This window comes from Hyphomonas sp., assembly GCF_041398465.1.
GTDB lineage: Bacteria > Pseudomonadota > Alphaproteobacteria > Caulobacterales > Hyphomonadaceae > Hyphomonas.
Genome location: NZ_JAWKUS010000001.1, coordinates 1314635 through 1326209, shown reverse-complemented (window position 1 = coordinate 1326209; position 11575 = coordinate 1314635). Strand labels below are relative to the sequence as shown.

At 61.9% G+C, this 11575-nt stretch carries 13 protein-coding genes; 10 read left to right on the top strand and 3 right to left on the bottom strand.

Annotated elements, in window-relative coordinates:
• The 4 genes from R3C98_RS06610 to recF form a co-directional block, all read left to right on the top strand.
• The coding region (locus R3C98_RS06610) for a helix-turn-helix domain-containing protein (protein ID WP_371313323.1) at window positions 1-674 on the top strand (674 nt) is incomplete at its 5' end.
• A 188-nt stretch (window positions 675-862) separates the two neighbouring features.
• Window positions 863-1984 carry a DNA polymerase III subunit beta gene (gene dnaN, locus R3C98_RS06605; RefSeq protein ID WP_371313322.1) on the top strand — a complete coding sequence of 374 codons (1122 nt, stop codon included), beginning with the start codon at window positions 863-865 and terminating at the stop codon, window positions 1982-1984.
• A gap of 57 nt (window positions 1985-2041) precedes the next feature.
• A complete protein-coding gene (locus tag R3C98_RS06600) occupies window positions 2042-2383 on the top strand; it encodes a putative quinol monooxygenase (RefSeq protein ID WP_371313321.1) in 342 nt (113 codons plus the stop codon).
• 8 nt (window positions 2384-2391) lie between these two features.
• Window positions 2392-3507, top strand: coding sequence for a DNA replication/repair protein RecF (gene recF, locus R3C98_RS06595; protein WP_371313320.1), 1116 nt, complete (start codon window positions 2392-2394; stop codon window positions 3505-3507).
• Window positions 3508-3510: 3 nt separating this feature from the next.
• On the opposite strand, the gene R3C98_RS06590 is transcribed toward recF, so the two are convergent.
• Complete coding sequence (locus tag R3C98_RS06590; RefSeq protein WP_371313319.1) at window positions 3511-5052, bottom strand: pilus assembly protein TadG-related protein; 1542 nt, start codon at window positions 5050-5052, stop codon at window positions 3511-3513.
• A 255-nt stretch (window positions 5053-5307) separates the two neighbouring features.
• Between R3C98_RS06590 and R3C98_RS06585 the strand changes: the two genes are divergently transcribed.
• Entirely contained in the window at window positions 5308-6102 is a 795-nt protein-coding gene (locus R3C98_RS06585) for a thymidylate synthase (protein ID WP_371313318.1), read from the top strand.
• A gap of 9 nt (window positions 6103-6111) precedes the next feature.
• On the opposite strand, the gene R3C98_RS06580 is transcribed toward R3C98_RS06585, so the two are convergent.
• Complete coding sequence (locus tag R3C98_RS06580; protein ID WP_371313317.1) at window positions 6112-6465, bottom strand: carboxymuconolactone decarboxylase family protein; 354 nt, start codon at window positions 6463-6465, stop codon at window positions 6112-6114.
• A 245-nt stretch (window positions 6466-6710) separates the two neighbouring features.
• Between R3C98_RS06580 and R3C98_RS06575 the strand changes: the two genes are divergently transcribed.
• Together R3C98_RS06575 and R3C98_RS06570 are read left to right on the top strand one after the other, a co-directional pair.
• Window positions 6711-7310, top strand: a complete 600-nt coding sequence (locus R3C98_RS06575; protein ID WP_371313316.1) for a hypothetical protein — start codon at window positions 6711-6713, stop codon at window positions 7308-7310.
• 96 nt (window positions 7311-7406) lie between these two features.
• Window positions 7407-8096 (top strand): SOS response-associated peptidase, encoded by a 690-nt coding sequence (locus R3C98_RS06570; protein WP_371313315.1) that lies wholly within the window; start codon window positions 7407-7409, stop codon window positions 8094-8096.
• A gap of 8 nt (window positions 8097-8104) precedes the next feature.
• Here R3C98_RS06570 and R3C98_RS06565 read toward each other — a convergent pair whose 3' ends face one another.
• Window positions 8105-8728, bottom strand: coding sequence for a hypothetical protein (locus R3C98_RS06565; protein WP_371313314.1), 624 nt, complete (start codon window positions 8726-8728; stop codon window positions 8105-8107).
• Window positions 8729-8923: 195 nt separating this feature from the next.
• On the opposite strand from R3C98_RS06565, the gene R3C98_RS06560 reads away from it, so the two are divergent.
• The 3 genes from R3C98_RS06560 to R3C98_RS06550 all read left to right on the top strand — a co-directional run bounded on the left by R3C98_RS06560 (window position 8924) and on the right by R3C98_RS06550 (window position 11567).
• On the top strand, window positions 8924-9463 hold the full coding sequence (locus R3C98_RS06560) for a dihydrofolate reductase (protein ID WP_371313313.1): 540 nt from the start codon (window positions 8924-8926) through the stop codon (window positions 9461-9463).
• Window positions 9464-9559: 96 nt separating this feature from the next.
• Window positions 9560-10468: an SMP-30/gluconolactonase/LRE family protein gene (locus R3C98_RS06555; RefSeq protein ID WP_371313312.1), complete on the top strand. Its 909-nt coding sequence runs from the start codon at window positions 9560-9562 to the stop codon at window positions 10466-10468.
• A gap of 22 nt (window positions 10469-10490) precedes the next feature.
• On the top strand, window positions 10491-11567 hold the full coding sequence (locus tag R3C98_RS06550; protein ID WP_371313311.1) for an MBL fold metallo-hydrolase: 1077 nt from the start codon (window positions 10491-10493) through the stop codon (window positions 11565-11567).
• The last annotated feature ends 8 nt before the right edge of the window (window positions 11568-11575 follow it).

Sequence of the window (11575 nt, the reverse complement as noted above, 5' to 3'; positions counted from 1 at the left end):
GTGAAGTCACCGGCCAGGGCGGCAATGTCGTCCTCGCAGGCGACAAGACGCCGGGCGAACTGGCAGGCTTCTCACCGCGGATGATGAGCGAGTTGAAAGGCGCCACCGTTGTCGAGGTGGAGCTGCCGGACGAAGACATGCGGCGCGATATCATCCGCCGCCTGGCCCGTCACATCGAGATCGCGCATCCGGAATTCGTCCTCGACGAAGCCCTGATCGAGCGGATCCATACCGGCATTCGCGGCCCCGGCCGGGAACTGACCGGCGCGGTCTGGAACCTGTTCACCGAAGCAGGCTTCGGCACGATGACACCGACCTCAGACATGCTGGAACGGGTCATCCGCCGCATGGAAGGCGAAGTGCGGGCGCCGACAATCGAACTGGTGAAAAAGGCGGCGATGAAGGTCTTCAACGTGTCGAAGGCCGACCTCGAAAGCCCCTCCAAGGCCCGCTCCGTTGTCTATCCGCGCCAGATCGCCATGTATCTGTGCCGGGAGCAGACCCATAAGTCCTTCCCGCAGATCGGGCGCGCTTTCGGGCGGAGAGACCACACAACCGTTCTCTACGCCCACCGGAAGCTGACGCGGGACCTGCCGAACGACCCGGAACTGTCCGCGGATATAGCCCGTGTGGCTGCTGCGATCCTCGAATTGCAGGCTTCCGGCGGCCATTAACGAACTGAATAGGCCAGTACCGCGATCAACGCTTGGCTTTTTCGTTTGGATGTTTAAGTGTTCTCAGCCCGTTCCCTACCTGGGGACGGGCTGATTCCGTCGGCATGTACCGTCGGGACAGACCAGCAGGCAGACGCAACAGGGTTTAACGGGCAGCGGCAGCGTTGTCCGGGATGAACGGAAACACGATGAAACTGACGATCGAACGCGGCGACCTCCTCAACGCACTCTCTCACGTGCAAAACGTGGTCGAGCGGCGCAATACCATCCCGATCCTGTCCAACGTCCTGCTTCAGGCGTCCGGCGGCGAGCTTCGCCTGACCGCGACGGACCTCGACATCGAAGCCGTCGACAGCGCCGCCGCCAAAGTGGCGAGCGAAGGTGCGGTGACAGCCCCGGCAGGCACCCTTTTCGACGTTGTGCGCAAACTGCCCGCAGGCGCCGAAGTGGAACTCGAACTGCAGCCGGAAAACCAGCGCCTGTCGATCCAGGCCGGCCGCTCGCATTTCGAACTGCCGACCCTGCCGGCCTCCGATTTCCAGACCATGACCACTGACGACAGCGCCATCAAGTTCGCGCTGGACGCCAAGGATCTGGCCCGCCTCATCGACAAGACCCGTTTCGCGATCTCGACCGAGGAAACGCGCTATTACCTGAACGGCGTCTTCCTGCACACGACAGATGATGCCGATGGCAAGCCGGTGCTGCGCGCCGTCGCGACGGACGGCCACCGCCTGGCGCTGGCCGAGGCGAAAGCGCCAGAAGGCTCCGCCGGCCTCGAAGGTGTGATCGTGCCGCGCAAAGCTGTGGGCGAAGCCCGCCGCCTGATCGATGGCCTCGACGGCCCGGTCGACATCGAAGTCTCCGACACGAAGATCATCGTCCGCGCCGGGCGCGCGACGCTCACATCCAAACTGATCGACGGATCGTTCCCGGACTATGGCCGCGTGATCCCGAAGGGCAATACGCGCAAGCTGTCGATCGACAACAAGGCGTTCGAAGCCGCCGTCGACCGCGTCTCCACCGTTTCTGCGGAACGCTCGCGCTCGGTGAAACTGTCCCTGTCGGATGGCAAGCTGGTGCTGGCCGTGAACCATGCCGAAACGGGTGTTGGCAATGAAGAGCTTGAAGCCGAATATGGCGACGAGCCGATGGAGATCGGCTTCAACGCCAAATACCTGCTCGACATCGCCGGTCAGATCGAGGCACCGGACGCCGAATTCATGTTCAATGATCCGGCCTCCCCTGCCCTCGTCCTCGACCCGTCCGACGACTCGGCCCGCTATGTGCTGATGCCGCTGCGCGTCTGATCCATGATCGGCGGCCTCTGGAGTCGTAGGAACGTCCTTGCCTCCGGCGCGGCGATCATGGCACTCCCGGCGTGTGCGCATGGACCGGAAGAGGAAACCGCAATGTACGGCCTGATCGGAAAGTTCACCGCTGTCGAAGGTGAACGCGACCGGCTCATGACCATCCTGCTGGAAGGCATTGCGGGCATGCCGGGCTGTCTCAGCTACATCGTTGCGCGCGACCCGGCAGATGACACCGCGATCTGGATCACCGAAGTCTGGGACTCGAAGGCAAGCCACGCGGCGAGCCTGACCCTGCCCTCCGTGCAGAAGGCCATTCAGCTTGGCCGGCCGCTGATCGCAGGCATGGACTCCATTGCTGAAACGCAGCCCGTAGGCGGGCACGGGCTCGCGGGCTAGGCGGCGGCATGACCGCGCTGACCAGACTGTCGCTCACCGATTTCCGGAACTATGCGTCGCTGACGCTGCCGCTGGATGGCCGGCATGTCTGCCTTTATGGCGCGAACGGCGCGGGCAAGACGAACCTTCTGGAAGCTGTCAGTCAGCTTGGACCCGGCCGGGGCCTGCGCGCCTCCACCCTGCCGGACATGGCGCGGGCCGGTTCTGCCGGAAGCTGGACGGTTGCGGCGACCCTTGCCGACGAGCACAAGATCGGCGTCACACTCGACAATGCCGGCGGCGGTTCCAAACGCGTCGTCCGGCTCGACGGGGCGCCCTCCACGGCAACCGAACTGGCAGAGATCGTCCGCATCGTCTGGCTGACCCCGAACATGGACGGCGTCTTCCGCGGCAGCGCGAGCGACCGGCGCCGCTTCTATGACCGGCTCGTCCTCGCCCACACGCCAAGCCACGCCAGCGCTTCCAGCCGCTATGAGCGCGCCATGCGCGAGCGCAATGCCCTCCTGGAGCGCGGCCATGTCGACCCGGCCTGGGCCGATGCGATCGAGACACGGCTTGCCGAAAGCGGGGCGGAGATCGCCATCAACCGCGCACATGTGCTGGACTCTCTGCAGGCGGCCATCGAGGCCCGCCCGGAAGGGCATTTTCCGAAGGCGGACGTTTCACTCGAAGGCAAGGCCGAAGAGGCCGCGATGCGGGGCGACGATTTCAAATCCATTTTCGAAATGCTGGCCGAGACCTGGCGCAGCTCGCGCCGCCGGGACATGGCCGCCGGGCGTACACTGCAGGGCCCGCACCGCTCGGACCTCGCTGTCATTCACCGCCCGACCGGCGCGCCCGCGAAAGACGCTTCGACCGGCCAGCAGAAGGCCTTGCTGATCGGGCTGATCCTCGCGTCTGCCACGGCGCTGAAAGCCGAACGGGACGGGCCGCCGCCCCTCCTCCTGCTGGACGAGGCCGCCGCGCACCTGGACCCCGACCGGCGCGCCGCCCTCTTCGACGAAATCTGCGCCCTTGGCGGCCAGGCCTGGCTGACCGGCACAGAAAAATTCCTGTTCGAAAGTTTCGGCGACCGCGCCCAGGCCCTGCATGTGCAGGATGGAGCGGTCACCTTTGAAGACTAGGCCTTACTGCTTGATGCGCAGGTCGGCGATCGACTGGGCGATTTCCTTGTAGACTTCCAGCAGCTGGTCACCATCGGCCGCCGAATAGGCAAAGGCCGGGCTGGTGGCGCAGTATTCCAGAATCGTCTTCCCGTCGCCGGTTTTCTGGACGGCCTCCGGCACCTGGAAGCCGACCGTGTAGATGGTCACTTTGGAGGGTGACGCCTTCATCCGGTCGCACAGGTCCATGGACTGATGAAATGAATCCTTGGTGGCGGTCGCGTGTTCGCGGTTGAAGTCACCATCGGTCATCAGGATCACGGCCTTGGTGGCGTTCACCTCATCATAGTCCCAGGGCTTGGACGCCGTCGGCCAGATCGAGGACCAGTTCGGTGAAATCAGGTACCAGCCCCAGGCAATGCCGAGATGGCCGGCGGTACCGCCACCTGCTGTCAGGCTGTTCACATGCGCTTTCAGCGCAGCCTTGTCGTCCGTCAGCGGAACAGGTCCGGAATCGCGGCAGGTCGCATAGTTGTTATAGTACGCACCCGTATTGGAATTGGCGCCGCCATAAGCGACTTCCTGCCAACCGCGATACTTGTTCCGGTCCGTGGTACCGAAATTCCATTCCGGGTTCGCCGCGCCGATCCAGGCAAGCGAGCCCGGAGTTGCATCCGTGTCTGCCTGGCTGCCCGTACGCTCGTAAACGCAGGACGAGGTCACCGAGACGTCCTCGTATTTGCGACGCGCAGGATCCCAGTCCCAGTTCGACCACTGGTCGCACGTCCCGGAATCGAGACAGGTGCCCGTCTGATAGTAGAAGAAACGCTTGCCGGTCGCGGAATCGTACATCCGCTTGCCATTGTAGGAATTGAAGTTCGCCGATGCCGCGATGTTGGAGGCATCCGCCGCAAGCGATACGCCATCGGTCACCGCGTTGATATAGGATCCCGCGTTGACGGAATTGTTGTAGGTCGTGATCGCGATACGGATGGTCTTGTCGTCCGGCTTGTCGTCCGGCAGCAGCGTGTCCAGGGCGGCATTGGCGGCCGTCTTAAGCAGGGACAGGCGATTGTAGCTGTTCATTGAGCCCGAAACGTCGAACACGAAAGCCACATCGACCTTGCCCACTGAATAAGTGGACGTCGTGGACACCGTAAAGTCGAGGTGATCATGGCCCATGATCTGGGAAATGAAGGTCGGCTGCATGCAGCTGATGCTTGCACTGATGTCTTCGCTGACACTGTCCAGCGCCACGTTGATGGTGGTACAGCTCAGACCGCCATCCTGCAAATCGATCAGGGATCCGGCATAGTCCCGGACTTCGGCCTTCACTTCTTCCTCAGTGCGGCCTTTCTGGCGTTCCAGCGCGCCCGCAAGCACGGCGGAATCCAGCGCATACTGGACCTTTTCCTTCTGCGAGAGCGTGTAGCGCAGGTCGATCGCGAAACCGGCTAGTCCCATGATCGCCACGATGACCAGCGCCGTCAGCATCATGATATTGCCGCGCGTATCCTGCCGATACCGCTGCACAAGGACCTGAATATTCTTAAGTTCAGACATCATCTTTCCAGCTCCACCACCCGGAATTAACCCGCATCATGCGCGATTTGGGTTGCAGCGCCGTTCGATCCACACTGGAAATTTGCCGCGCGGGATCAAAACAGGTTTAACCATTATTCCGGCCTTTGCGGCGCGGGGCCGGACCCGTGCCGCCTGAGGGGCGCGCAGGAAAAGGAATCGCGCTACAAACTGGTCGTTTGCGGCGCGCCGAAGAAGTTGGCGCAATCTGCCGCCTGAGAAGCTGAGGAGCCCGGATCCATGCAACAGTATCTCGATCTTCTGCGCGATGCCCTCGAAAACGGCTTCGAACGGGGCGACCGCACGGGAACCGGCACGCGCGCCGTCTTCGGCCGCCAGATACGTTTCAATCTGGAAGACGGCTTCCCGATGGTGACGACCAAGAAACTGCACCTGCGCTCGATCATCATCGAGCTGCTCTGGTTCCTGAAGGGCGACACCAACATCAAGTACCTGAAGGACAACAAGGTCTCGATCTGGGATGAGTGGGCTGACGAGAACGGCGACCTCGGCCCGGTCTATGGCAAGCAATGGCGCAGCTGGGCCGCGCCGGACGGGCGCACGATCGACCAGATCCAGTGGGTGCTGGACGAGATCCGCACCAATCCGAATTCACGCCGCCTGATCGTGTCAGCCTGGAACCCGGCGGACGTCAATGAAATGGCCCTGCCGCCCTGCCACTGCCTGTTCCAGTTCAATGTCATGGACGGCAAGCTGAACTGCCAGCTCTACCAACGCTCGGCCGACATCTTCCTCGGCGTGCCGTTCAACATCGCGTCCTATGCGCTGCTGACCATGATGATGGCGCGCGCCACGGGCCTGAAGCCCGGCGAGTTTGTCCATACGTTCGGCGACGCGCACCTCTACATGAACCATGTCGAGCAGGCAGAGCTTCAGCTCTCGCGGGAGCCCCTGCCCCTGCCGGTGATGCGCATGAACCCGGACAAGACCGACCTCTTCGGCTGGGAGTATGAAGACTTCCAGCTCGAGAACTATCAGGCCCACGCCCACATCAAGGCGCCGGTTGCTGTTTAGAGGCGCGGTCTAGTCCTTCAGCGCCTGCCAGGCGTTCCAGGCGTCGGCGGCGTACATGAGGCTCGGGCCACCGCCCATATAGACCGTCATGCCGAGGGCCTCGGCGACTTCTTCGTCCGTCGCGCCGAGGCGTTTCAGCGCCTTGGTGTGAAAGCCGATACAGCCGTCGCAATGCGTCGCAACACCGATGGAGAGCGCGATCAGTTCCTTCATCTTCTTGTCGAGTGCACCGTCGGTCAGCGCGGCTTTCGACATGGCGGAGAACTGGTTCAGCGTTTCCACTGCGCCGGTTTCACGCAAGCCCTTGATGCCTTCATTGATCGAGCCGGTGATGACGGCGTAGTCCTTGGTACCCATGCTCATGTGCGCTCCTTTGCGTCCTGCCCTTCTGAGTGGCGGGTTCCGGGGGCAACTTCAATAGGGATTTCAACGGAGCGGGTGGGGAGATGGGCGTGCGGCTTGCCGGGGGCACGAGATGCCCACGGACGGGGCGAATGCAGGATTGAAAACAGACATTCTATCTGGTGGCCTGAAAGGCAACTATTCGCCGAAAGGCGTCATTGCGGCGCTCCACTCTTTCGCGTTAAAGTTGGCTCGGAGAAATTGCGATGCTCAGAGATTCCTTGATTGCCCCGTCCCCAGACAAAGAGTTGGTCGACAAGCTTGAGCGGTTAGCGAATATAGCCACAGACGTCTTCTGGCCTGACCCTCATTCTACAGATCCCGAGGCATTGCAGGCAGTCGAAGACATTCAGGCCATAACGGGAATGCCCGATTATGACGCTTTCTATTTTCATTCGCTGCCAGGATGGAGTTCTACGGAAGCCTTTGCGAACCGTGCCGCATTGGGAGATCCTTCAAGTAGCCCAGACCTTACAAAGTCCGAAATTGTCGATGTGCTAAAGCGCATCGCGGAAGCAAATGACGACGTATACTCAGATTACTATCTCCGGCTTCTGGAACGCAGTTTCCCCTACGCAGACATTACAGATGTCATTTATTGGCCAGATCGAGAGAGAACGTCAGAAGAAGTTGCCGAAGAAATCTTGCATCGGAAGAGCTTGTTCGAAGCAGGTGGTTCGGGTGCTGTGAAAGCTCACATTTGGTCTCTGGCACAGGCCGTCCTCGAAAATGCCGACACTCCTGTATGGGCGAGGAAATGGGCAGAGGGATACTTAAAAGATTGTCTAGACGGTTCGCCCAATTGAAATACAGTCAACGAAGCTCAATGACCAAAAATGGCCAATTGCGATGAGTTCCGTCCACCGATTGGCACGGCGCACCTACCGCACTAGTCTCCCCCCATGTGCGGACGGTTTTTCAGACATGGTGTGACCTGGGCGGAGTATCACGCGGCCCTGTCGCTGATCCCGCCGGAAGGCGTGGAGCCGCCGGAAGCCGCCTACAATATCGCGCCTACGCAGTACGCCCCGGTCATCCGTCTGACACCGGAGGGCGAGGCGCAGATGGCCGGCACGATCCAGATGGCACCGGCCATGTGGGGCCTCGTGCCCAGCTGGTGGCACCAGCCGCTGAAGGAGAAGAAATTCTCCACCTTCAATGCCCGCGCCGAGGGCCTGCAGGAATCGAACACGTTCCGCGGCTCGTTCCGTCACCGGCGCTGCCTGGTGCCTGCCAGCGGCTTCTATGAATGGACCGGGCCGAAGGGCAGCAAGACACCCTTCGCCATCGGCCTGCGCAACCGGCGCTGGTTCTGTTTTGCCGGTCTCTGGGACCGGGCCATGATCGACGGGTCAGAACTCGACAGCTTCACGATCATCACGACCAAGCCGAACGATCTGATGGCCGGGCTGCACACGCGCATGCCGGTGATCCTGGGTCCGCAGGACTACACGCGCTGGCTGACCGCCTCCACAAAAGACGTGGAAGACCTGTTCGAGCCCTTCCCCTCCGATGCCATGCACGCCTGGCCGGTCGGCGCTGCGGTCGGCAATGTCCGCAATCAGGGTCCGGGATTGATCGAGGAAGTCTGAACCCTGGGTCAGAGCTCTGTCGGGTCTGTGAGGCCAAGGTCCTCTCGCCGCCTTATGATGGCAGACACCAGTACCGCGCCGACCATCTTGCCGATGACAAAGACGATCCAGTTCCAGACATGCAGGGAATTGCCGGGCTCCGCGCCGAACTCGATCTGCTTGGCGAGGTCTGCGCCATAGAGGAACACCGTCGTGTCCACGGGCGCTGCGAACATGCTGGACAGGAGGATCCGGGTCGACAGGCGGTACTTCGTGAAGGTGAACATCAGCCAGTCCACGCCTTCAGAAATTGCGAAGGCTACACCGCTGGCGAGTGCGATCACCGGCCATGCATAGTAGAACGACCAGCCCACGGCGAGCGCCATCACGACCAGCACTCGGTGGTGCATCTCGCGCTGAACGAAATCGCGCACGACGAACACCATGCCCGTCACCATGGTCATCGGGTGAAGCGAAACGCCATGCGCGAACAGCGTACCCGGCTCTGGGTCCATGACCTGGAATTCCGGGATCACGCCGAATGACCAGTTCAGGAAGGGAATCAGGGCGACGTAGATGATTGCCCAGAAGCGCCCTTTGAGCATCCAGATCGCGCCAAAGGTGAAGACCAGCGCCAGAAGCGCAGGCAGCAACTGCTCTGCGTGCCCGTTCGTAAGCACTGAAATCAAAGTATTAATCGCGAAGCTCCCCGGTTGGGTTGCATTATTCGCAGGTGAGACTGAGTTGCAAGCCTTGCTTTTACCCGATCGTAACGGCCACAAGACCACAGGAACCGGGGCCATACCGACCCTCACCGACAGGAATCTCGCAACAAAGGTGTTGCCATCATGCCGGACCGTCTGAACGTCTGCCTCATCGCTGCCCGCGGGCGCAACAATGTGATCGGGAGCGAGGGTGACCTGCCCTGGCGCCTGAAGGACGATCTGGCCTTCTTCAAGAAGGTCACGTTGGGCTGCCCGATCCTGATGGGCCGCAAGACCTGGGAAAGCCTGCCATTCCGTCCGCTGAAGGGCCGCGAGAACATCGTGATGACACGCGACTGGACCTACAGCGCTCCTGGCGCGCGGGTCTATTCCAGCTTTCCGGCGGCGATCAATGCCGCCCGGGCGGTCGCTGCGCGCGAAGGTGCCGGCTGTGTGTTCATCATCGGCGGCGCGACGATCTATGAACTCGCCCTGCCCTATGCAGACCGCATCTTCATGACCGAAGTCGATGCCAGCCCCAAAGGCGATGTCTATTTCCCGGAGCTCAAGTCACCGGAATGGTCCAGCGAAACGCTGGCCACCTATCCGGCCGGCGAGGGCAATGACCACGCCTTTTCCATCGTACGCATGGATCGCCAGACGGCCGGAGCGCCTCGTTTCTGACGAGCGGATCCTCCGAAAACAATTGACACTTTAACTGCCAGATTGCAGTTTCGCCCGGTCGAGCCTAGGGTGGCCTCCATCTATGGGAGGATAAACATGGAATTTGAAACGATCGCCAGCGGCCTGCGCTTTCCGGAAGGCCCCGTCGTCATGGAAGACGGCTCCATCATCGTGGTGGAGATCGAGAAGAAATGCATCACGCGCTGCTGGGACGGCGGCAAGACCGAAGTGATCGCGACGCCCGGCGGCGGACCCAACGGCCTCGCCATCGGACCGGACGGCGCGCTCTGGGTCTGCAACAATGGCGGCTTCATCTATCACGAGCAGGACGGGATGCTGATCCCCGGCAATTGCCCGCCGGACTATGATGGCGGCCGCATCGAACGGGTCGACCTCTCCACCGGCAAGGTCGAGCGCGTGATCGAAGAAGTCGACGGCAATCCGCTGAAAGGTCCGAACGACCTCGTCTTCGACAAAGACGGCAACATGTATTTCACCGACCACGGCAAGACCTATGACCGCCACCGCGATTTCGGCGGGCTCTACTTCCTTGCCAATGGCGCGAGCGCCGCAAAGGAACTGGACTTCCACTATTCCAGCCCGAATGGCGTCGGCCTCTCGCCGGACGAGAAGACGGTCTTCATGGCCGACACGATGACCGGTCGCATGTGGGCCTTCGACCTTGAAAGCCCCGGCGTCATCAAGCCGGCCACGCCCTTCAATGGCGGACGCGTCGTCGCCACCATGCCGGGCCTTCAATATTTCGACAGCCTCGGCATGACGGCTGCCGGGAATGTCTGTGTGGCAACCATCCTGAATGGCGGCATCACCACGATCACGCCCGAGGGCGAGTTCAGCCATATCGCCTTCCCGGACATCCTCGTTACCAATATCGCCTTTGGCGGGGACGACATGTGCGATGCCTACATCACGCTGTCGGGCACGGGAAACCTGATCAAGTGCCGGTGGCCGGAGCCTGGCCTGAAACTCAACTTCAACGCCTGACCTGTCAGGCAGGGAGACTTAAATGCGATTCCTGAAGCCGGTTCTCGTTATTTTGGCGCTGCTGCTTGTGGCTGGGGCAGTCGCCCGCACAGCCTTCAGTGTGCAGATCGGAGAAGCGGTCTTCAGGTCCGCGGTCAAGAAGAATGTCGGCAGGAATGCGCTCGCCGATGTGCCGGACGGGCTGATGGTGGTTCTGGTCGGCACCGGCTCCCCCCTGCCCGATCCGAAACGGGCTGGACCGATGACCGTCGTCGCCGCCGGGGACCGAGTCTTCATCGTGGATGCAGGCGCAGGCTCAGGCCGCAGGTTCGGCGAACTCACCCTGCCCTGGGGCCGGGTGGAAGCAGCCTTCCTGACACATTTCCACTCCGACCATATCGACGGGCTCGGCGAAGTCATGCTGCAGCACTGGGCCGCTGGCGGGGCCGACACACCGCTTGCCCTCTACGGCCCGGAAGGCGTGGAACGCGTCGCGGCCGGTTTCAACGAGGCCTATGCGCAGGATGCGGTCTACCGCATCGCCCACCACGGCGCGGACGTCGTGCCGCCCTCCGGCACAGGCGCAGAAGCCTTCCCCTTCTCAACCGATGGCGGCGCCGTGCGCGTCTATGAGCGCGACGGCCTCACCATCACGGCTGTGCCGGTAGACCACAGCCCGGTGCATCCGGCCGTCGCTTACCGGTTCGATTATAAAGGCCGCTCGGTCACGATCTCCGGCGACACGAAGAAAGACCAGGCCCTGATTGATCTTGCCCGAGACACCGACGTGCTGGTGCACGAGGCCCTGAACGATGAAATGGTCGGCGTGATCGCCGGCCAGCTGGACACGCTCGGCGCCAAGCGTCTGCAAAAGATCATGACCGACATTCCGGACTATCACACCAGCCCGGTCCAGGCGGCAGAGGTGGCAAGCGAAGCCGGTGCCGGCCTTCTGGTCTTCACCCATATCGTCCCGGCCCAGCCAAGCCGCATCCTCTACCCCGCCTTCATGAAGGGCACGAAGAAAGCCTTCGACGGCCCCATCCTCATGGGCGAGGACGGCATGGCTTTCGTCCTGCCGGCTGGCAGTGAAGAGATTGAACGCAAGCGGCTGGACTAGACCGCCAA

What these genes read in the sequence shown, in the direction of transcription:
- R3C98_RS06590 (WP_371313319.1), bottom strand. Translation starts at nt 5,052, where the DNA reads ATGATGTCTGAACTTAAGAATATTCAGGTCCTTGTGCAGCGGTATCGG.
- R3C98_RS06585 (WP_371313318.1), top strand. Translation starts at nt 5,308, where the DNA reads ATGCAACAGTATCTCGATCTTCTGCGCGATGCCCTCGAAAACGGCTTC.
- R3C98_RS06555 (WP_371313312.1), top strand. Translation starts at nt 9,560, where the DNA reads ATGGAATTTGAAACGATCGCCAGCGGCCTGCGCTTTCCGGAAGGCCCC.
- R3C98_RS06600 (WP_371313321.1), top strand. Translation starts at nt 2,042, where the DNA reads ATGGCACTCCCGGCGTGTGCGCATGGACCGGAAGAGGAAACCGCAATG.
- R3C98_RS06570 (WP_371313315.1), top strand. Translation starts at nt 7,407, where the DNA reads ATGTGCGGACGGTTTTTCAGACATGGTGTGACCTGGGCGGAGTATCAC.
- R3C98_RS06575 (WP_371313316.1), top strand. Translation starts at nt 6,711, where the DNA reads ATGCTCAGAGATTCCTTGATTGCCCCGTCCCCAGACAAAGAGTTGGTC.
- R3C98_RS06560 (WP_371313313.1), top strand. Translation starts at nt 8,924, where the DNA reads ATGCCGGACCGTCTGAACGTCTGCCTCATCGCTGCCCGCGGGCGCAAC.
- recF (WP_371313320.1), top strand. Translation starts at nt 2,392, where the DNA reads ATGACCGCGCTGACCAGACTGTCGCTCACCGATTTCCGGAACTATGCG.
- R3C98_RS06580 (WP_371313317.1), bottom strand. Translation starts at nt 6,465, where the DNA reads ATGAGCATGGGTACCAAGGACTACGCCGTCATCACCGGCTCGATCAAT.
- dnaN (WP_371313322.1), top strand. Translation starts at nt 863, where the DNA reads ATGAAACTGACGATCGAACGCGGCGACCTCCTCAACGCACTCTCTCAC.
- R3C98_RS06550 (WP_371313311.1), top strand. Translation starts at nt 10,491, where the DNA reads ATGCGATTCCTGAAGCCGGTTCTCGTTATTTTGGCGCTGCTGCTTGTG.